This window comes from Bacteroides xylanisolvens XB1A (assembly GCF_000210075.1).
Taxonomy (GTDB): Bacteria; Bacteroidota; Bacteroidia; order Bacteroidales; family Bacteroidaceae; genus Bacteroides; species Bacteroides xylanisolvens.
Genome location: NC_021017.1, coordinates 2,952,065 through 2,973,976 on the forward strand (window position 1 = coordinate 2,952,065; position 21,912 = coordinate 2,973,976).

Annotated in this window: 15 protein-coding genes and 2 pseudogenes; 8 read left to right on the forward strand and 9 right to left on the reverse strand. The window is 48.3% G+C overall.

What is annotated here, in order from left to right; all coding sequences use genetic code 11:
• Nucleotides 1-25: 25 nt before the first annotated feature.
• The 7 genes and pseudogenes from BXY_RS11600 (at nucleotide 26) to BXY_RS11630 (ending at nucleotide 11,642) form a co-directional block, all read left to right on the forward strand.
• Nucleotides 26-784, forward strand: coding sequence for a DUF4843 domain-containing protein (locus BXY_RS11600; protein ID WP_049702247.1), 759 nt, complete (start codon nucleotides 26-28; stop codon nucleotides 782-784).
• A 17-nt stretch (nucleotides 785-801) separates the two neighbouring features.
• Complete coding sequence (locus tag BXY_RS11605; protein WP_015531970.1) at nucleotides 802-2,514, forward strand: PKD-like family lipoprotein; 1,713 nt, start codon at nucleotides 802-804, stop codon at nucleotides 2,512-2,514.
• A 45-nt stretch (nucleotides 2,515-2,559) separates the two neighbouring features.
• Nucleotides 2,560-4,920, forward strand: a complete 2,361-nt coding sequence (locus tag BXY_RS11610) for a S9 family peptidase (RefSeq protein ID WP_004313743.1) — start codon at nucleotides 2,560-2,562, stop codon at nucleotides 4,918-4,920.
• Between the two features lie 17 nt (nucleotides 4,921-4,937).
• On the forward strand, nucleotides 4,938-7,292 hold the full coding sequence (locus tag BXY_RS11615; protein ID WP_208946803.1) for a S9 family peptidase: 2,355 nt from the start codon (nucleotides 4,938-4,940) through the stop codon (nucleotides 7,290-7,292).
• Nucleotides 7,276-9,999 (forward strand): S9 family peptidase, encoded by a 2,724-nt coding sequence (locus tag BXY_RS11620; RefSeq protein ID WP_015531972.1) that lies wholly within the window; start codon nucleotides 7,276-7,278, stop codon nucleotides 9,997-9,999. The genes BXY_RS11615 and BXY_RS11620 overlap by 17 nt, the downstream gene beginning before the upstream one ends.
• Nucleotides 10,000-10,005: 6 nt before the next feature.
• Nucleotides 10,006-10,152, forward strand: a pseudogene (locus BXY_RS11625) (lipocalin family protein); the annotation flags it as partial.
• 260 nt (nucleotides 10,153-10,412) lie between these two features.
• Entirely contained in the window at nucleotides 10,413-11,642 is a 1,230-nt protein-coding gene (locus BXY_RS11630) for a site-specific integrase (protein WP_005681891.1), read from the forward strand.
• 64 nt (nucleotides 11,643-11,706) lie between these two features.
• On the opposite strand, the gene BXY_RS11635 is transcribed toward BXY_RS11630, so the two are convergent.
• A complete protein-coding gene (locus BXY_RS11635; RefSeq protein WP_005798109.1) occupies nucleotides 11,707-12,009 on the reverse strand; it encodes a helix-turn-helix domain-containing protein in 303 nt (100 codons plus the stop codon).
• Nucleotides 12,009-12,179, reverse strand: a pseudogene (locus BXY_RS11640) (helix-turn-helix domain-containing protein); the annotation flags it as partial. The gene BXY_RS11635 and the pseudogene BXY_RS11640, both read right to left, overlap by 1 nt.
• A gap of 582 nt (nucleotides 12,180-12,761) precedes the next feature.
• On the opposite strand from BXY_RS11640, the gene BXY_RS11645 reads away from it, so the two are divergent.
• Nucleotides 12,762-13,175 (forward strand): hypothetical protein, encoded by a 414-nt coding sequence (locus BXY_RS11645; RefSeq protein ID WP_005681888.1) that lies wholly within the window; start codon nucleotides 12,762-12,764, stop codon nucleotides 13,173-13,175.
• Here BXY_RS11645 and BXY_RS11650 read toward each other — a convergent pair.
• From BXY_RS11650 to BXY_RS11680, 7 genes are all read right to left on the reverse strand, one after another.
• On the reverse strand, nucleotides 13,098-15,041 hold the full coding sequence (locus tag BXY_RS11650) for a type IA DNA topoisomerase (RefSeq protein ID WP_015531976.1): 1,944 nt from the start codon (nucleotides 15,039-15,041) through the stop codon (nucleotides 13,098-13,100). The genes BXY_RS11645 and BXY_RS11650 overlap by 78 nt on opposite strands.
• 200 nt (nucleotides 15,042-15,241) lie before the next feature.
• Nucleotides 15,242-16,111: a hypothetical protein gene (locus BXY_RS11655; RefSeq protein WP_015531977.1), complete on the reverse strand. Its 870-nt coding sequence runs from the start codon at nucleotides 16,109-16,111 to the stop codon at nucleotides 15,242-15,244.
• A 6-nt stretch (nucleotides 16,112-16,117) separates the two neighbouring features.
• Entirely contained in the window at nucleotides 16,118-17,344 is a 1,227-nt protein-coding gene (locus BXY_RS11660; protein ID WP_177989137.1) for a DUF6047 family protein, read from the reverse strand.
• 1 nt (nucleotide 17,345) lies between these two features.
• Nucleotides 17,346-18,485: a DUF6047 family protein gene (locus BXY_RS11665; RefSeq protein WP_015531979.1), complete on the reverse strand. Its 1,140-nt coding sequence runs from the start codon at nucleotides 18,483-18,485 to the stop codon at nucleotides 17,346-17,348.
• Between the two features lie 36 nt (nucleotides 18,486-18,521).
• Nucleotides 18,522-19,475, reverse strand: coding sequence for a DUF6047 family protein (locus BXY_RS11670; RefSeq protein ID WP_005798099.1), 954 nt, complete (start codon nucleotides 19,473-19,475; stop codon nucleotides 18,522-18,524).
• A gap of 24 nt (nucleotides 19,476-19,499) precedes the next feature.
• Complete coding sequence (locus BXY_RS11675; protein ID WP_208946804.1) at nucleotides 19,500-20,459, reverse strand: DUF6047 family protein; 960 nt, start codon at nucleotides 20,457-20,459, stop codon at nucleotides 19,500-19,502.
• A gap of 2 nt (nucleotides 20,460-20,461) precedes the next feature.
• Nucleotides 20,462-21,910 (reverse strand): DUF6047 family protein, encoded by a 1,449-nt coding sequence (locus BXY_RS11680; protein WP_015531981.1) that lies wholly within the window; start codon nucleotides 21,908-21,910, stop codon nucleotides 20,462-20,464.
• Nucleotides 21,911-21,912 lie beyond the last annotated feature (2 nt).

Here is a 21,912-nt window from a genome sequence, read left to right on the forward strand (position 1 = left end):
TAATAACTATTTAAGAGAAATGAAAATGAAGATAAAATATGCTATATGGGGAGCGTTGATTTGTATTGCAGATCTGATGCTCGTTTCGTGTGAAGAGAAGGGATTGCTGGTCAACAGTAACGATACAGCCTATTTGAGATTTGCTAATGATATGACAAAAGACACGACTACAGTATCTTTTAAAATGTATAATGAGGGTGAGGATGCCGAAATACCGATAGAAGTCTCTGTCTACGGGCAAATACAGGAAGATGATTTACATTTTAATGTAAGTGTAGATGCAGAATATACAACCTTGCCTGCCGACTTATATGTGCTGCCTACAGACTGTAGGATTAGAAAGGGATTGCTCACGGATACCATTTATGTGATACTGAAGAATGCCCCAATGCTGGAGAAAGAAACGAAAATATTGGCATTGCAGGTAGTGGAGGCAAACGGGGTGAAGCAAGGTGACCATTCATATTCTCGTGCTTTTATTACTGTTACCGATCGTTTGTTTAAACCTCACTGGTGGTCGGTGATTGATGCAGGGTCAGAATCCAATCCGGGGAATTCAGTCGATTGGTTTTATCTAGGTGAATATTCGGAAAGGAAGTATCAGATGTTTTTGGACGAGTTGAAAAAAGATGATATGGTGTTCGATGGAAAGAACAAGCAAGTATTACGTAAATATTCATTAAGACTGAAGAATACCCTGAAGCAGATGAACGAAGGAAAGAAAAAGGAAGATTGGGAGAAAGATGAGCATGGAAATGTGATTACTGTGGAAGTGGCAGGATAACTATAAAATTGCAAAGTATGAAAAAATTAGGAATATATGCAGTGATGACTGTTTTTGTCGGAGTTATGTCCGGTTGTTTGGATGATGACAATAATTATAACTACAAGCAGATTAATGACTTACAAGGTGGTAATTTCAATATTGAGAATATCAATTCTGGATATAACTTGATAGAGGGAGACGAATTGGTATTGGCGCCTACATTTAAGTTTACGATAGACAGCATTACGCCCGACGTCAGCTACGAATGGTACATAGACAAACAGTTGCAGACAGGTGAAAGTGGTGCCACTTATACATTTAAAGCCGACAAAAGCGGTACGTATCAAGTGACATTTGCAGTGACCGACAATAAGTCGGGGGTCCAGTTCGGAAAATCTACGATTATTAAGGTGATGTCTATGTTTCAACGTGGATGGACTATTCTGTCGGATGAAGGCGGACGTTCTGTGCTTCATTTCATTGTACCTACAACACAACATTATCAGGTAACGTATAATGGGGAAACCTTTACTCGTGATTCATTGGTTTATCATATAGTGAAGCGTGATGTCGTTTCCAATTTGGGATCAAATCCGAAAGGATTGATGAATAACATTGGTTATATAGATTATAATCTTCAGTACGGTATTAGCGTATACGATGAATTGGTAGTGAAACAAGATCGCTGGGTGGAGCTTAATGGCAATACGCTGGAACGTGAAGTGTACACAGATGAAGAGTTCCGTGGGGATATTCCTGCTCATTTTTCTCCGATAGAAGCTGCCATGACTTATACGGCTAAGGCATTGTTGGATAAGAATGGACTAATTTATTGGGAAAAAAAGGCAGATGCGGCTGATTTTCATGCAGGTACCTATATGTCTATAGGATTAAATAATGAAACCCGATTCAGTCGCTTGTTCCAAGCCTATAAGTTTAATTACTATTATACGAATGTGATGCTTGCGTTGACAAAAGAAGATAATTCATTAGTGGGCATTTTGGATGTGGGTAATGTAGCTGGAAGTGAGAGTTCAGCTATCGGCGAAATGACTAGTTCTGAAAGTGGGAATATGTATAATATTGCCGATCCGAGTGGTGAAGATCACTTCTCAAATATAAAAAAGACAGTGGTAGATGCATTGCCAGCTCCATATGATGGAGGGAATGATTTTACAATGGCTTATCCTTTTTGGACGGTTTTGCTGAAAGATGAAGCTACATCAGTATATGAATTGCGTTATTTCGGGTTAGAGGCAGATAGCAGATCCGTTAGTTGTATGGATGGTTGGTATTATGAGGCTCCTTTAGGAGTTATCAATGATTATCGTGGTATGGCTAATTTTGGAAATAAACGTTATGTGGTTATTGCCAGCGGAAACCAGCTTTATTATTATCAATACGGATGGGATTCTTATGGAGATGTGGAATATAGAGGGAGTTTGATGCCATTAGGTGAGCCGTTGCCTGCTGCTGTCAAGACCTTGTCAGGTATGGATGTGACCACCAATTTACGTAAATACAAGTATCCTTACAGTGGGCAATTAGGGGTTGCTTTGGAAGACGGAAGTTTTTATATATATAGTGTTGTAGAAACAAGACTAAAAGACGGTACGTGTACGGCGGTTTCTCTTAAACAGCAATTCCCGAATGAAACCACTTCAGAAGAAAATAAGAACTTTGGAGAAATTGTAGATGTCCTTTATAAATGGGGAAGTGGTGATGATTATATGTCATTTTCTTTCTAGAAGAATAGCTTTAAAAGTGATTCATATAGTAATAAAATAGCCATTATGGTATTAAAACGAGTTTTTATTGTCGGCAGCTTGTCTTTTATTTTTGCATTGCAAGGATGGGGACAAGCCTCTGGCAAGCATGATACAATACTAGCCAATTACGAGTTGGTACAGGAGTTTCAGGAATTTACCTTAGGAGGTAAATTATCTAATAATAGTCTATCGATTTATCCGCGGGAAATCAATGATACAGATAATTTCTGGTTTGATTTTCAAACGACAGCTGGTAAAGATTACTATTATGTGATGCCTGCTGCAGGAAAACGTGAACCTCTTTTTGACAAAAGTAAGATGGCTATGCAGTTAAGTGAATTCACCAAAGGCGTGGTGGATAAAAATAAACTGGACATTTCATCTATTACTTTTTCAAAAGATCAACGTTCATTTGAGTTCGATTATAAGGGTAAGCAGTATAGTTATAATCGTTTGACGGGTAAACTGACAATAGTTGAGAAGAAAGAAGAGAAGAAAGAATCATCAGACCCAAGCTATACTTGGATGAACTTTTCTCCTGACAAGAAATATATTTTGTATGCAAAGAATCATAATTTGTATGTGAAAGGAAATAAGTCACTGGGAGTAGATACAACTGAAGTGCAACTGACTACGGATGGTATGAAAGACTTTTCATATGCTCGTGAAGATGATTACGAACCTGCAGAAGACGGAGAAGTACCGACGCTAGCACGCTGGTGTCCGGATAATCGTCATGTATATGCAGTGCGTGATGATAACCGTTTATTACGAGATTTTTGGGTAATTAATTCAATAGAAGATTCACCGTCATTGGTCAAATATAAATATGAGTTCCCTGGTGATAAATATGTTACTCAAAATGATTTGACGATTATTGATATTGTAGAAAAAACGGCAAAGAAAGCGAAGGTGGACAAATGGAAAGACCAGTATGTAATGCCTCTTCATGTTACCTCAGATAGCAAATATTTGTTTTTTGAACGCACTAAACGTACTTGGGATGAAGTAGATGTATGCTCGGTTAATCTCTCAACTTTGGAAGTAAAGGAGATCATTCATGAAGAAGATAAACCGTATCGTGATCCTCATGCTCGTAATGTGGCAATCTTGAACGATGGTAAGGATATTTTGTTCCGTTCAGAGCGTACTGGCTGGGGACATTATTATCATTATGATGGCGATGGAAACCTCAAGAATGTGATGACTTCTGGTGAATGGGTAACAGGCTACATTAATTCTATTGATACACTGAAACGCAAAGTTTATCTGTATGGATATGGAAAAGATAAGAAAGTAAATCCTTTCTATTATATGCTTTTCGAAGTTGATATTGACAAAGAAGGAGTTACTCCATTAAGTACAGAAGATGGGCAGCATAATGTGAATTTCTTGAAATCTCATAATTACTATATCGATACATATTCAAGAGTTGACATGGAGCCTAAAATCATGCTGAAAGATAGAAAAGGCAAAGTGATAATGGAGTTGGCAAAACCTGACTTGGACTTAGTCTATGCATCGGGTTGGAAAAAGCCGGAACGTTTTGTTGTAAAGGCAGCAGATAATATTACCGACTTATATGGAGTGATGTGGAAGCCGTCTGATTTTAATCCTGAAAAGAAATATCCAATTATTTCAGTCGTTTATCCTGGTCCTTATTTCGGCTTTGTACCTACTAACTTTACATTGGATGACAGCTATTGTACCCGTATGGCACAGCTAGGTTTTATTGTCATTACTGTAGGACATAGAGGGGATACTCCGATGCGTGGTAAAGCTTATCATCGCTACGGTTATGGCAATATGCGCGATTATCCCCTTGCAGATGATAAATATGCAATCGAACAGTTGGCTCAACGCCACTCGTTTATCAATGGCAAGAAAGTAGGTATATACGGGCACTCAGGTGGCGGATTTATGGCTGCAGCTGCTATATTCACTTATCCGGACTTTTATACGGCTGCCGTTTCCTGTTCCGGGAATCACGATAATAGTATCTATAATCGTGGTTGGGGCGAATGCTATAATGGCGTGAAAGAAGTTGAAAAGGTTGTGAAAGACAGCTTGGGCAACGAAACGAAAGAATATGAGTACAAATTCAGTGTGAAGTCTAATGCAGAGATTGCCAAGAATCTGAAAGGGCATCTGATGCTTGTGACGGGGGATATGGATAAGAATGTTAATCCTGCACACACTTATCGTGTAGCTCAAGCATTGATTGAAGCTGGCAAAGATTTCGATATGTTGGTAATACCCGGTGCAGGGCATGGATATGGCTCTGCAGATAAATATTTTGAGAAAAAGATGTATCGCTTCTTTGCTAAACACTTGCTGGGTGATAACCGGGCAGATTATTGGGGGGATATAAACTGTACCAAATAAGACATAGACAAAATTTTATGAAAAACTCTCTTTTTAGATATCTGTGCTTGGCGGCTGTTGCATTAATATGCAGCATGGCCAGCGCACAGCAAAAAGCAAATTATCAGTTGGCGGAGAAGTTTCGTTTACTGACACAGAATCCTATCATGAAGTATTCTACGGAAGTCAACCCTACGTTCATCAATGATACGGACTGCTTCTACTATTCTTTCACTACCCGTGAGGGAGAGAAATACTATTATGTGAATCCGAAGAAAAAGGAAAAACGTCTGTTGTTTGATACCCCCGAACTCTTGAGTAAGATTGCAGTATATACCAAAAAAGCTTACTCTGCTGCAGCTCCTCATCTGTCTTTCACTTTCATGAAAGATAATGAGACAATTCGTCTCGACTTCGACCGTGGGCTATATACCTATAACATTCGTACGAAAGTGTTGAAGAAACTCGATGAAAAGCCTATTTATAAAGACGGTGATCCATACTGGAAGAAATATTCTCCGGATAGCTTGTATATGTTGTATGCCAGTAAAGACAACCTGTATTTTGTCGGAAATCCGAAAAAGGGACAGGATACAATACCTGTACAGTTGACAACAGACGGGGGACCGGACTATACATTCAATCGTGAGGATGAAGGAAAGATGGAGGGACGTTTCGGGGCTGAATCAGCTCATTGGCTTCCGGGTACTCATCGTTTTTATGCTGTTCGTGAGGACAATCGGAAAGTGCGCGATCTGTGGTTAATCAATTCATTGTCAAAGTTTCCTGAATTAACGACTTATAAAGCCGAGTTGGCAGGAGATAAAGACGTGACACAATATGAACTTTTACTTGGCGACGTAGATAAAAGGGAAGTGAAGAAAGTAGATATCAATCGTTGGCCTGATCAGTATATCGATGTACTGTATACAACAAATGATGGTAAACGTCTCTATTTTCAACGTTATAACCGCTCTTGGAATCAATCAGATATTTGTGAGGTGGATGTCGAAACTGGACAGGTACGCGTCGTAATTCATGAAGAGAATAAGCCGTACCTTGATTATCAGATGCGTAGCGTGTCTTTCCTGAAAGATGGAAAAGAAATATTATTTCGTTCGGAACGGAACGGGTGGGGACACTACTATCTGTATGATACTGCTACCGGAAACCTGAAAAATCAGGTGACAGACGGAACTTGGGTGGCTGGTCCGATTGCAAAGATTGATACTGTCGGTCGAAAATTTTATTTTTATGGTTATGGTCGTGAGAAAAGCATCGACCCTTATTATTATATCCTTTATGAAGCTAAACTGGATCAACTGAATGCTATTCGTTTGTTGACACCCGAAAACGCATCACATGAAGCTAGAATTTCTCCCTCTAACCATTATATTGTAGATTCCTACTCCACAGTTTCACAAGAACCTGTCAATGTCGTTCGCAACTCACGTGGAAAGGTGGTTATGAAACTGGAAAAACCGGACTTGCAACCTGTTTATGAGATGGGATGGAAAGCTCTGGAGCGTTTTAAGGTGAAAGCGGCTGATGGTGTGACTGATCTTTATGGCGTGATGTGGAAACCTGCAGATTTTGACTCGACGAAGGTTTATCCCATTATTTCGAACGTCTATCCGGGACCTTTTTTTGAGTATGTGCCGACACGCTTTACTGTGAATGATGTATATAATACCCGTCTGGCGCAACTGGGATTCATTGTTATTACTGTAGGTCATAGAGGTGGTACTCCGATGCGTGGAAAAGCATATCATACATATGGATATAACAATATGCGTGACTATCCATTGGCAGATGATAAGTATGCTATTGAGCAACTGGCTGCCCGTTATCCTTTCATTGATGGTACAAAAGTCGGTATTTATGGTCATTCCGGAGGAGGATTCATGTCGGCTGCAGCTATATGTACTTATCCCGACTTCTATTCAGCTGCTGTCTCTTCGGCGGGTAACCATGATAACAGAATCTATAATAAGGGCTTTGTGGAAATTCACTTTGGCGTAGATGAAAAGGTGAAAACAGGGAAAGATAGCTTGGGAGTGGAGCATACGACTTATGATTATAGTGTTCGTGTACGCCCTAATCAGGAACTAGCCAAGAATTACAAGCATGGCTTGTTGTTATTTACTGGTGCGGTCGATAATACCGTAAATCCGGCGAATACATTACGTCTGGTACATGCATTGATTAAAGCAGACAAAGACTTTGATATGTTTGTACTACCGAAATGCACTCATGGATTCTTTGGTGAATCAGAAGTATTCTTTGAACATAAAATGTGGCGTCATTTCGCACGTTTACTATTGAACGATCATTCGGCGGATGCAGATATTGATCTGAATAAATATATGATAGAAGATGAAAGGAGAAGATAAGATGAACAGGACAATAATAAGAATCGGAATAGCAGTAGGACTTTTGATCGGATTTGGTCAGAATATTAAGGCACAAACACCGAAGAAGCCGATTGATATTGACGCGTGTATGTCATGGATGCGTGTAGAGTCGCCTGATATTTCTCCGACAGGGCGATGGGTGACTTATCGTATAGTTCCTATGGAATATAATCCCGAGTACAAAGACGGAAAGATCTTGCACCTGTTTGACTCACGCACCCGTAAGGAGATTCTGTTGGAGGATGTAGAAAATATTGAGTTTTATAATTCAGATCAAGCTGCATATTATCAAGTGTCCGATTCTACTGGGAATGCGAAAACAATCCTGTTAGAACTGCCTTCAGGCACAAAGACCGAGTGGACTTATAAGGAAGCTTTCCGACCAGCAAAAGGAATTCCTTACTCAATTTCTGTAACAAATGTGCCGAAGGATACCATCAATCATGTTCCATCTTTCGACCGCTTGATAGTTCGTCATCTAAAAAACGGCACTTCCTTTCAAATTGACAGTATTGGTTATTATACCTTGTACAACGAAGGACAATCTATCATCTTTGTACGTAAACAAGCGAAAGGTAACGCATTGTGTTATGGTCCATTAACCGGACCCTATCAGACTATTTATCAGAGTTCCGTAAAGAAAGAACCAGTTTCTTTCAACTTGAATGCAAAACAGATGATAGGAGGGTTCAGTATTAAAGATTCACTATGGTACAACTTTTCCTTAAAGAAGAACACCTGTGATTTGGTCTTTGACCGAAAAGAGATAGTTCTCCCTGCAAGGATGGAACTTGTCCGGGCTAACCTGTCAAGTAGCCAGAAGTTTCTGACAATGGAACTCAGACCTTATCAGGAAAAAATAAATAAAGATAAGAAAGAAGAGGAAATAAAGCCGGATAAGAGTTTTGAGCTGGAGTTGTGGACCTGGGATGAATATGAAGTACCTACTTTGCAGACACGCAGTCGTTATTTCCGTCCTCAATATTCGAAATATATCTATGACATTGCTTCCCGAAAATTGACGGAAGTAGCTCCCGGGCATGCTGATTTGTTGGAGCCGGATCGTGCGGAAGAGATTCATAATGTGCTTTACACAGACGAAACGCCTTATTGTGCGCAGAAAGACTGGCTTAATGAAATGCCGTTTGACATCTATTCTGTGAATGTACATACGGGAGAAAAGCAATTGGTAGGACGTAGCTACCGGACAAGACCGAGGTGGTCGATGAATGGCAAATGGGCTGTGATGTATGATCCTATTGCACAAGTATGGAATAAGTTTGACGGAAAAACGGGTGAGGTTACCGATATTTCAACAGCTATTGGGTATCCGATATTCGAGGAAACTTATGACAAACCAAATCCTGCACCTGCTTGTGGTATTGCTGGTTGGACTGCTGATGGTAATAATGTGTTGATTTATGATGCTTATGACTGGTGGAAGATCGATTTGACCGGAGAACGTCAACCGGAATGCATCACTAAGGGGTATGGTCGCAAAAATCAGAGATCTATCCGTAAAATGACCAGCAATATTGACAAAGAAGTATTCAATCCGGACGAGACGGTTATAGTCAGCGTATGGGATGAAAATACAATGGATGAAGGTATTTATTCACTTGACATGAAAGGTCGCTTGAAGAAGCTCGCAGAAGGTCCTTATATCTATTCAATTCATCGTTTTTCTGACAATCAGAAGTATTGTATCTGGAATCGTCAGAATATATCAGAATTCCGTGATCTGTGGTGGAGTAAATCGGATTTCTCTGATCCGATTCGTATAACGAATGCTAATCCTCAACAAAGCGAATACAAATGGGGTACTGCAAAGTTAGTGGAATGGACTAATTATGAGAATAAGCCTAACAAGGGAATACTTTACTTGCCGGAAGATTATGACGCTAAGAAAGAATATCCTGTTCTGGTACAGTTCTATGAAACACATTCCGGAGGGCTGAACACTTATCATGCTCCAATGTTGAGTAGTGCAATGGCGGATGTGATGTACTTTGTTAGTAATGGGTATATTGTATTTATGCCGGATGTGCATTTTACCATAGGAACACCGGGACAGAGTAGTTATGATGCAGTAGTAAGCGGTACGAAATACTTGATAGAGCAGGGGATAGCGCATCCGGGAAAGATAGGTCTTCAGGGACATAGTTGGTCAGGTTTCCAAACTAGTTATCTGGTGACGAAGACGGATATATTCGCTTGTGCTAATATCGGGGCTCCTATTACTGATATGGTAACCGGTTATTTGGGTATTCGTGGTGGAAGCGGTTTGCCGCGTTATTTCATGTATGAAGAATGGCAAAGCCGTATGGGAAAGAGTTTGTGGGAAGCCAAAGATAAGTATTTGGCAAGCTCTGCTATCGTGGAAGCGGATAAAATACATACTCCATTATTAATTTGGCATAATGATAAGGATGAGGCTGTTGCCTACGAACAAGGTCGTGCACTTTATTTAGCTATGCGTCGTTTACAACGTCCGGCATGGCATCTTAATTACAAAGGCGAAGGGCATTTTCTTGGTAATCAGGCTGCACAGAAAGACTGGACTATCCGGATGAAACAGTTCTTTGATTATTACCTGAAAGGAACAAAAGAGCCGCGTTGGATGAAAGAGGGTATTCATTTGCGAGAACGTGGAATTGATCAGAAATATGATTTACTAGAAAAATAAATTAAAATGAAGAAACTATTAATGACAGTTATGGTTCTGTCTTGCTTTGCATTCAGCAGCTATGGACAGAAAGTGGAGAAACAAATTATTGGTAAATGGTGTAATCCTTATACCTATGAATCTACAGGGGAACTCAAAGGGTTTGAGTTTAAAAGTCGGAGATTTTTAGATATAGTTGCATAATGGCGACACACCGCTTGAATTCAGCGAATTAATGGGATTGTATTTCACTTCCATTTGAAAAACGACGCTACAAAAAGCACATTTGAGCATGAGTTACGTTACCTAATCGTTACCTTGTCCAAGTCTATAAAACAGACAATATAAGCGGTTATTTTTCAATTGTTTGCATTATTCTTCATAGCTTAAAACAACTCGATAAATAGTAATTTTGTAACAAAAATAATCGAGTTATGAGGAGTACCTTTCGAGTTCTGTTCTACACCAAGAACCAGGCCATAAAAAATGGCCGTGTCCCTGTCATGGGGCGTATTACCGTCAACGGAACGACGGCGAGTTTCAGCTGCAAGCGTGATGTTCCCCTTGCCCTTTGGGATGCCAAAGGCAATTGTGCCAAAGGCAAATCCGAGGAGGCAAGACGGCTGAATCGGGAGCTGGAGAACATCAAGGCACAGATCGGCAAGCACTATCAATATCTCTCGGACCACGATTCGTTCCTGACAGCCAAGAAGGTCTATGACCGCTATAACGGCTTTGGCGAGGAGATCCATTCGTTGATGGAGATCTTCAATATCCAGATCCGGGATTACAAACGGCAGATCGGCAAGACGAAAGCCCAAAGCACCTACCGGGGGTTGGTGGACGAGTACAAGTGTCTGTCCTGTTACCTGAAGGACAAGTTGGGTACGGAGGATATCCCCCTGATGTCGCTGGACATGGATTTCATCAAGAACTATTACAACTGGATGCTTTCCGTGCGCGGGCTGGCCAAGTCAACGGCCTTCGAGCGCGTCAACACACTGAAATGGCTGATGTATCTGGCAATGGACGAGGGATGGATCCACAAGCACCCGTTCAAGAAGTTCGTGTGCAAGCCGGAATACAAGAAACGTCCTTTCCTCTCGGAGGAGGACCTGCAACGCGTTATCAGCGTCAAGCTGAGCTACAGGCGGCAGCAGGCCATCCGGGACATGTTTGTTTTCATGTGCTTCAGCGGCCTGGCCCATGCCGACCTGAAGGAACTTTCTTACCGGAATGTCCACACGGATTCGGACGGCAACACCTGGCTGGTTGGAAACCGTGTGAAGACCAAGGCACCCTATGTTGTCAAGCTGCTCCCGATAGCCGTCGAGCTGATCGAGAAATACAGGGGGGTGAACGAATTCAAGGTTTCTCCGGACAGGGTGTTCCCCGTGGGGGAAATAGGGAGTATGGAGGACAGTCTGAAACGTATCGGCGAGAAGGCCGGCTGCAGTGTCCGCGTCAGCCCGCATGTCGGACGTCATACCTTTGCGACCCTGGCCCTGAGCAAGGGCATGCCGCTTGAAACCCTGCAGAAAGTCCTCGGGCACAAGACCATCATTTCCACGCAGGTCTACGCCGAGCTGATCAATCCAAAAATCGGTGAGGACACGGACAGGATGCGTGAGAAGATCGGCGGGATGTTCCGCCTGGCCAACTAAGAAGAAGGGATGCTTATCCGGCGAGTCCGGTGAAGCATCCCTTCTTCTTTTTCTTTACGGCCGGTTATCCGGCGTATTGCCTGTAGTTCCGGTAGTTTTTCCGCAAGGTCTCGTACAGGGCACTCTCAGGATACAGTATTTTCCCTCCGATGGTGGTATAGGGTATGGCTCCTTCGTCACGCAGTGTCTGCAGAGTCCTTTTTGAGATGTGCAGCATTTCGCACACGTCTTCCCCCTGTAGGTAATGTTCGTCCGCGATGGCGGGACGTATCCTTGCCGTCGCCGCCTCCACCGATTTTCCGATCTTTTTCATCCATCCGGTCAGTTCCTTGAACTCCTCCGAATCTTTTGTAATGATTTCCGCCATTATTTCCTTCTTTTTTTAATGAGACCTTCTTCCAATATTTGCCGGATATCCGCTTCCTTGTAAAAGCATTTTCCTCCGATGTTCGAATAAGGGACCAGTCCCCTGTCCCGATGGTTCTGCAGGCTTCTTTTGGAGATGCCGAGGGCCAGGCATACCTCCTGTGCGTCAAGTCACTTTTCCGGTGAGGACGGAGCGATTTTCTTTTGGAAGTCGGCCATCTGTACCGACAGCGTGCTGAGCTTTCTTTTTAGCTCCAGATACGCGTTCGTTTCAATAAGTGTCAGTTCCATAATCTTTTTTTATGATTTCGGGTGCAAGATAATGCAATTTTCCATGCGTGTACGGAACGCGTCAGCCATAGTCATGAAAAGTCGGCAATAGTCAGGGAGTCGGAAAACACGCCCTCCTTCTTTTTGGGGGCGGCATAATGAATCAATCGAACCTGTTTGCCCGGAATATCAGATTAATTTCCTATCTTTACCCCGGAAATATGAATTCATTCAGGAACGGGGATTAATCCGGTCCTGTTGATATATAGACATAACGTTCGCGGAACGCCCTCAAGACGAAATCTGGTAAATTTCACAAGAATAAGGGACCTCTGCGTAAGGCTATGCTATGCATTGTCATAGCGTGGCTTGCGCTGCTCTTATTCTTGGTTTACCAGAGCCACGTCTTGAAGTTGCGTAAGGCCACGCTCTTTTTATGGCCTTTTTCCGGAACCATTACGAAATAAAAAATATCCTATTCATATGGCGACGGTTCAGATCCTGGCTTTCATCACCCTTGACGGCTACCTTGCCCGCAGGAGTACATTTCCCGATTTGTGGGAACACCCCGAGAAATATGGCATCACCCGTATCCGGGAGGCTGCCTTGTCCTGCCTTGGCCCTGATGTATCCTTCATGTCCCTGACGGAATGGAAGCAGGGGCATTCCGGTGTATACCTTGCGGAAGCGGCTTTGGAGACGCTTCCTTTTACGGACAGCCTGCTCCGCTTTGACATGGCCGACGAGCTGGTCTTGTATGTCCTGCCCCGCTTCCAGGGGGAAGGCTTCCGCCTGTTCGAAGGATGCCCCGGATTTTCCTTATGGGAGCTGGCCGGGATGCGGAGTTTCGACAGGGATGTCTGCTGCCTGCATTACAGACGGGTCGCCGGCGGGTAACGGCTGTCTCTCCACCGGGATGTCCCTGAATGTCATCTCTATCCTGTAGTTTTCGTCCATTTTAAGTGATGCCTCATAGGGCTTTCCCTTCCTGCTGACAAAAGGCAGGAAATCCGTTTTCTTTCCTTCCAGCAGGCAAAGCATCTCTCCGTCGGTCAGCTCCCTTGCGTTGAATGTCCTGAAAAGCAGGAACGCGCAGTCCGGGTCACCGCACCGGGCCACCTTCCGGTGAAGGGTCAGTGTCTCCATGCCGCATTTGGGACAGCGGTGTCGGGGCGGTCCGGGATGTTCGAACCGGACCGCCGAGAGTTCCTCCACGATCTGCCGTGCATATTTTCCAACCTTTTGGATGAACACGTCCGCGTCCAGTTCTCCCCGCTCGATCTCCTGCAGGTCCTTTTCCCACCGGGCGGTCATCTCCGGATCGGCGATCAGCTTGTTCCTGACGGCCTCATACACCTCCAGCCCTTTCGGGGTGGGCAGCAGGCCGCATCCCTGTCTTTCGACATACCGGCGTGCGATGAGCAGTTCGATGACACCGGCCCTTGTGGAGGGTGTGCCGAGTCCGCACCGTTCCATTTCGGACAGCAGCGAGGCTTCCGTAAAAAGCGGTACGGGACAGGTTTCCACGCTTCGGACGGATATGTCCGTTACCGGCAGCACCTCGTCCTGCCCCCAGGAGGGGAACATGGTGTCTTCTTCTTTCCCGGTCCCGTTATGAACGTTTTTCCATCCGGCATGCACCGTCCGGCGGTATCCGGCCTCGAACAGGATTCCCCCGCATTCGATACGGACATCCGCCTCTTCTTTGGTGCAGTCACCCGAAAAGGCTTCCAGCATCCTGCCTGCGACCATCCGGTAGAGGTTCTGCTCATCAAGCGGCAGTTTGCCGGGTATGTTTTCCGTTATGATGATGGCATGGTGTCCGGTCACCTTGCCGTCATCGGCGGCACGGGCGGACAGCACCCTGCCTTCCGGTGTCTCCGCATGACGTGCGAAACACGGGTCGTCTTTCAGAAGGGAAAGCAGTGTCGGCATATCCTCCGGCATGTCCTTCCGGATGTAGCGGCAGGAGGTACGCGGGTATGAGATGTATCCTCCCTCATACAGCCTCTGCAGGGCGGATGCCGTCTGTCCTGCCGTCAGCCCCATCCGGAGGTTCGCCTCCTTCTGCAAGGAGGCCAGGTCATGCAAAAGCGGCGGTTCCTCCACCGTTTCCTTTCTCTCCGCCTGTATTACCGTGGCCACACGCGATGCCGCGATCCGGTTCCGGGCGGCTACGGCCTCCTGCTGCTGCGTGTATTTTTCCGGGCAGGTGAAAACAAGCTCTTTACCGTCCTTGAGGACCGACAGCTCCAGCCGGTAATAAGGTACGGCGTTGAAATCCCTGTTCTCCAGGTAACGGCGCGAGACAAGCGCAAGTACCGGTGTCTGTACCCGTCCGAGCGAGTGGTTCTTTTTTCCGGCTGCCATGCCGAGCGCGAGGCTTGCATTGTACCCGATGATTCGGTCGGCTTCCCGCCGTGCCCTGCCTGCCAGGTACAGACCTTCATAGAGACTGTCTGGTCTAAGGTCAAGGAACGCCTTTCGGATCGCCTTGTCCGTCAGTGAGGAAAGCCACAGACGTTCGGTTTTTCCTTTGAAGCCCAGATAATCATAAAGGTTGCGGGCGACCATCTGCCCCTCACGGGAGGTGTCCGTGGCCGTAACCGCCCCGTCCGCTTCCCGCAGCAGCCTGCGGATGACCTCCAGCTGCCTGACGGCCACGGGGTCATCCCGGAAACCGTCTTCCGTCCTTGTCCGGCGGACGGCGAGTCCGGAGGGGACTGCAAGGGGAAGCATCTCCCTTGTAAAAGGTCCTTCCATACAGGAAAATGGGGAAACCGGGGCCAGCAGGTGGCCGAACGTTCATGTGACGGCGTATCCGTTTCCGATGAGATACCCGTCTTCCATTTTGTCCGCGCCCAATATGCGGGCCAGTCTTTTAGCCACGAGGGGCTTTTCACAAATCACGACTTTCATTTTCTTACATTTTTATTGTCAGGTTATTATCTGTTGTTTATGGATTATCCTATTTGGGGACGTTTCTTCGACTTCCCGGCTCCTTTGGCGGGTTTCTCTCCGCTCCGGGCTTTCTTTGTTTTTCCGATCTTCTCGGAAAGCTGCGGCATATTCCCCATGCTTTCCGCGGGGGAAGGGAGTGTCCGGGCGGGAGGAATCCCCATAGGGACCATGTCATACCCTTTGGAGGTCATCTCCAGTCTCACATGGTCCATCGGCTTGAGATACAGGGTGGCTTTCCCGTCGGAGGTGAACTCGTAAAGGACCGTCTCCCTTCCGGCGAGGATGCTCTCGTAGTTCTGGTAGCAGAGGCTTTCCTGCGGGACACCGTTCTGTCGGAGCATCCCGCAGATCTCGTCGGGGCACAGGTTTCCGAATTTCCTCTCATGCGGCGAGGCGAATATATACTCGTAGGTGGACAGCAGCAGACTCTCCTGAAGCAGGCTCGGGCAGCGGTCATAAGTGGTCATCCGGTATATTTTCCTGGATATGTCCTTCAGCTGCCGGGAAAGGTCGCGGGGCTTGGAGGAAAGCGGTATGCTCCCCAGGCGGATGAGCGAGCGGTTGATGTCGCCTATGACGCCCCGTTCCCACCGGGCGAGCAGGTCCGCGCGGTTCTGCCGGAAATTCTCACGGAGAATCCCCGGAATTCCTCCGGTGTTGAAGAACAGGCCGGCGCGCTTCCATAAGGATGGTTTCCTCAGGTTGGTGGCACTCCAGCGGATGACATTGAAACGGTAGTTTTCCATGAACTGCCGGAGAGGGTTCCGGTATGAGAAAATATCCTTTATGGTCTTCTGCAGCGCCTTGCGGTCGATGGTGCGTCTGCCGGCGTCGAGCAGCTCTTCGGGTGTGGGTGTTCCTGTTGTTTCCATTGCGGTTTATAATTGGGGTTTCACTTTTCTGAAGGCCGGTCCCTTTTGCTTGCGGGCCGGTTCCTTTTTCTTTTCACCGGAGGATGGGGGGATCATGCCCTTTTCCGGGCATTCCGCCATGGCCTGTATCCTTTCCGCATACTTGTCCGTCTTTTGGGGAACGGATGGCGTATCCCTGCGGATCCCTTCCCTTTTCAGAAGGAGTTCAGCGGCCGCCATGGACCTTTCCCGAAGGTCGTGCATCCTCTCCTTATAAGGGAAGTTGCGGTACAGTTCCCTTTCCCTTGCGAGCATGCGGAGTTCCTTCTCGATACCGGCGAACTCCTTCCTGTAACGGAACGGACCGTCCATATACAGGTGGGCGTATCCCTTCCGGGCGATATCCTGCAGGGTCATGATCTCCCGGTTGTTTGCGGAGAGCGCCAGGGAGTTGGCCCTCACGAAACGCTCCAGGTTCTCCGCCGTGGGCGACATGTCGAAAGATGCTGTCGGGAGATAGCGGGCAAGGATTTCCAGCGGGGGCCGGGAGGCGGGAAAATCCCGTCTGTTCTCCCGTGACATTTCCAGCAGCCTCCGGGAGGCTGTCTCGATCCGGTATATGGAAAGCGTTTTCATTCCTTCCCATGCGGCGGAATAGAAACGGTCCGCCATCTCCTGCAGCATCCCGCGCATACGCTCCGGGCCCTGCAGTCCGTCATTGAACACCCCGACACCCCGTTCCGTCTTCACGAGGGTAAGGCGGAACAGGGCTTTCTTCCCTTCCGAGGCCCTTTCCATGGCGGTCTCATAGGCCTCGTAGTTCCGGCAGCCGGGTGAAAGCCCCATCTCTTCGAGTGCGGTACGGTCTATCTCCCTTCCGTGCGCCCTCAGGTAGACGGCCCGTCTGAGCGGTACCGGTTTTCCTCCGGTTATTTCGCCATATCCGGAGATGAGCTTCCATATGTTTCCGGGGCGTTCCTCCCGGAGCTCCTCCCTTGTCGGAAGCATTCTTTCCGGTACTCCTTCCAGGGCCAGCAGCAGGTTGTCCGGAACCTGCCCGTTTCCCTCCCTTATGGCTTTGTCGGCGGTATGCCCGATGAATTCCATGAAGGGATCCGTGCCTTTCGGCCTGTGCCGGACCACCATGAAGGATTTTATCCGGTTGTCCGGACACAGCTCCAGATAGAGGTTTCCGGACGTTTCCTTCCGGGGGCGTTTCCAAGGCCTTTTCAGCCGTTCCAGCCACCATGCCATGCTATATCCGTCTTTTAGGGGTTCCATCTGTTTTCCTCCATCGGTTTGTCTTCTTTTTACCGGCAGGCGGACCGGCTCTGTGCCCGGTTTCCTTTTCCGCTATGGAAGGCGCGTATCCCCGTACCTTATATTCTGTTCTGAGAATTCTCTCCGCCATGTCCCTGGAGGCCTGTCCGAGTGCCCGGTACATCACAATGTCATTCCTTTTCAGGCAGGCCTGCCGGCGTTCATACAGGCTGCGGAATCCGGCCCGGTGGACGGATACCTTCTCCAGCTGTCCGGGATCCGACAGTCCTCCGGCACGGATTTCGGTCAGGGCGGCGATTTCATTCGCCTCGTCCGTGACATTCAGGCCGAAGGTCTTGACAAACCGCCGGAACGCCTCACCGTCCGCATGCATGGGACAGCCGGCTGACGGATGGAGTCCGGCCACAAGGGAGTCCGGCAGATAACCCGCCTTTTTGGGGACGAACTCACGCCGGCCTTGCAGGGTGAACATAAAGGCGCACCTTTTGGCCGCGTCCGATATGCATTTATCGGATGTACTGAAGTGGTATACATCCAGTTTCTCCAGCCCGTGGAGTTCGGGGGAGAAATACCGGTCCGCGTGGTACTGCAGGTAACCTTCCAGACATTGCAGTCCCCGGCCCGAGTCGTCGAACAGGAGCACGCCCTTGTCCGTGCGGACGGCGGAGAGGGTGCGCCCGGGCAGGGCATTCTCCCTTTTTTCGTGGTAGGCATGGTACGCTTCCAGCATTTTTCTATTATCGGGATTGTCCGCCAGCCGTCCCGTCTTTTCCAGTATGGCCCACATCCCTTCCGGAAGGCCGCCCCCCGTGGTCTCATGGATGAACGTGAGGCTGCGCAGGTCAATCGAGGGCAGGTCGCGGATGTCGCCTTCTCGGATATAGTTGTCCAGCAGTTCCGGAAGGCCGTCGTCCGTCCGTTCCGCCCCCGCCAGGCAGAATACGGATTCATTGGGGACATACGCCCCGCCCAGGGCCAGCTCCGCCTGCCGGAGCAGATAATCGCCGCATTCACGGTCGCTGTGGCATACGGCATAGTCCGCCAGCCTGCCTTTTCTGTCCACATTGAAAAGGACGACCGGCCCGTTCTGTTTCAAATCGGTTTCTTTTTCCATATCGTGATATTTTAAATTTCTTTATATCCCGGCAGGTTATGATATTTTCCTGCCTGCGGATTTACGGGTGGTCTTTTTCTTCTCCGGTACCTTTTCCCGCGGACTGACGGGATGCGGGACGCCGTCCTTTACCCGGTAGGTCCTGACCGGGAACGGTTCACCGGATACCAGCAGTCTGTTCCGTGTAAAGTCCGCCATGCAGTACAGCAGGTGCCGGGAGGAGGGGCGGTCATTCTCCGGCAGGTACAGGGCGTTCCCTTTGGCCAGTATCCCGAGTTGCGCCTTGTCCAGTACCCTGTTTCCCACAAGAAGGGAGGTATCGGGGGCATTGAGGTATTTCTCCAGCGGCCGGTGGCCCCTTGCGTCGAAGTCCCGGTGAAGTATATCCTCCGCCGCTTTTCTTATTTTAAGGGAAAGTTCCTTGAAGGCTTGCACGTCGAACAGGCCGGCGGATTTGACCTGGGTCACCTTTTCAAGCTGCTCGGCCAGGGGCAGCAGCTCCCGGTAATAGGTGAACGGCTTGTCATGGATGTTCATATAACCGTGTTCCCTGATGGAGAGCAGGCGGTAGATATCCTCGTTCTCCGGCTTTCGGGATAGTTCGAGCCCCATATATCCCCTCACTTGGGAGAACAGCCCGGAATACCCCTCGGATGTCGGATTCATGGGAACGTAAAGTTTCGGTTCGAGGCGGTTGATGAATTCTGCCGGGAGGAGACCGGAGGAAACATGCCCGCCCTTTCTGTCCCCGCCCGGTAAAAGTCCCCTGCGGCAGCTGCTGTTGATATGGGAGGCCAGCTCCTTCCGTAAACCGGAATACTCATAAATTTCCAGGGCCCCGTCATGGGCATGGGGATCGAAGAAATGGTCGGCGGTATGCTGGAGATAGCTTTCAAGGCCTTCCTTGCCGGTATTGCTGTCGGAAAACAGCAGATAACCGGACTCCCGCCGCACCACTTTCAAAGGTGTTGTCTTGTTTTTCTTTTCCATACTGTCTTTCTTGATTTTACAATTTTACATTTTATGCTGGGGTCCGGTCTTCTTTTTTGTACTTCTCGGAGAAGCGGAGGACCTCTTTCCCGTATCCCGTTTGAACCCGGCGGTTTCCCGGTCTCCGGGCGGGCGGCTGCCAAAGACGATGCGGTCCGTATTCCTATCTACCCATGCATACGCGTGAGCGGGATCATCCGGTATCCTTCCTGCCGTGCGGTGTCCGCGGACATCATAGGCGGAGTCCGGCAGCCTTTGCAGCTGCTGCCTGGTTTTGCAGGTTTCATCCTCTTCGTGGGGAGCCGTTTCCGGCATGTGCCGGAGCGTTTCCAAATGCCTGTCGTAACGCTCCGGGGCCTCCAGGGTGTCGGCGATATTTCCGTTACGATGGCTGACCGTGCAACCGGCATTGTGACAGAAGCTGCGGAAATCCTCTGCCGTCGGTCTCATCCCGTTCCGGTAACGGACATCCAGCCGGAAATCCTCCGGCTTTCGCGCGTAGGGATATGCCGCAAGGGAGATTTTCTCCGGATTGACCGGAGAGAGATCAGTAAGTACACCTTCCGCCTCATAGACGCATACCGGTCCCAGGTCGAATGACGGCTCGAAATAGGTATCTGCCATTTCCTGAAGGAATTCCCGAAGGCTCCTCCTGCCTTCTTCCGTATGGGTGAAGAAGAGGAAACCCCGGGATGTCTCCACGGTCGTATAAGCCGTGGAAGGGATATTGTTTCGTTTTTCCGGTTTTTCCTCGGGACTGACAGTCCAGGGGAAGCACCTCATGATGCCTTCGGGACAGCACCTTGATATTTCCGGCTGTCTCATGGATTCCCCGTCCAGTTTGATGACAATGTAAAAGTCCGTCTCATTCCGGCCTGTCTCGCAAAGGGCGGTGACGGTTCCCTTGTACGGATAGCTTTCAGGGGATTCGGGATCGTCCCCGACAATCCGCATCCTGATTCTGACTTGCTCTTTTCTGATCATGGCTATATTTTAGGCTTGTTACTCTTGGACTTCGTTTCTCTTTTTTTCGCTTTCCCGTCAGGTTCCGGATCAACCGGTCGGATCAGCCCGTCGCTTGTCATCCGGTATGTCCGCACGCCGGGGAACGGCCTTGCCGATGTTACCAGCCGGTTTTCGAACCTGTCGGCCATGCAGTACGCCTGCCGGCGGTTTTCCGGAGAGTCATTCTCCGGAAGATGCACCGCGTGCCCGTCGTGAAGCACCGCCCTTTGGACGGAGTTCAGCTTGACGCGGCCTACCGTGAAGGCAAGGTTTCCGTCATCCAGCTCGTTTACGATGGAACGGTGCCCCCTCACATCGAAATCCCTTTGCAGGATGGCTTCCGCCTGTCGGCTGAGAACCGAGGAATAGATCCTGAAATCGTCCGCGTTGAATGCGGCGGCGTTTTTCACCTGCGTGACCTGTTCCAGCTTCCTTGCCACCGGCAGCAGGGTGTCGAAGTACGTAAACGGTTTCTCATGGACATTCATATAGCCGTTACGCATGACGGTCAGCAGCCGGTAGATGTCGTAGTTCTCCCGGCTGACGGTCGTTTGTGTCCTCTCATCGTCCTTGAAGCGTGAGATGAAACCGGCGAAACTATCCGCGTCGGGACGCAGCGGATGGCTGTATAGGGGAACCAGCCCTTCCGTGAATCCCTCCGGCAGCGCGGACGGGGCGACATGGCGGTGAGGGGAAAAATCGAACCGGTTTACCGGAAAGTATCGGAAAGGGGCGTATACCGTGTCAATAAAGGAAGGCAGCTTTCCCTTCAGGACGGGGCATTCATAGATGTCCAGCCGGCCCATGTCGCAGTGCGGGTCGAAATAGTGGTCCGCCACATGCTGGATGCAGGCCCTGAACCCCTCCCTGCCGGTCTCGTTGCCGGAGAAAAGCAGGTAACCGAAATCATTTTTCACCACCGTAAGGGGCAGCACGTATTCCGGCTGCAGGCGGTAGATATTCTTCCTTTCGCGCTGCCTCCCGAGGAATTCGATGTAGCCGGTCTCCTGCATGAAGTGTTTTTTCAGCACGGAGCAGTCCGGCGTTCCCCTGGTCAGGGTGGAATATACCGCGTCGGCAAGGGTGATTTTCTTTTCCGGCAACCGGCTTTCCGAGGCCAGAAAAGGAAGGAGCGTGTCACGTATGTAGCGGTCGGCCGTCTGTCCCGACACGGGTGGCGGCACGTCTTTCATGCTTTGGAAACGGAAGACGAGCAGTGTCACGTCCGGCACGTATGTGCAGAGGGAGGCGGCCTTCACGTTGTCGTCCAGAAAATGCCTTACTCCGGTTTCCACGTCACCCTGCTGCAGGAAACGCAGGGCATTTTCCGAAGACGGCCGGTAATGGCCGTACCTGTCTATGGCGATACAGACCGTGCCGGGCTGCTGCGGATTGAAATAAGGTTCGGAAGATAGTCTGTTGCTGTCCATCG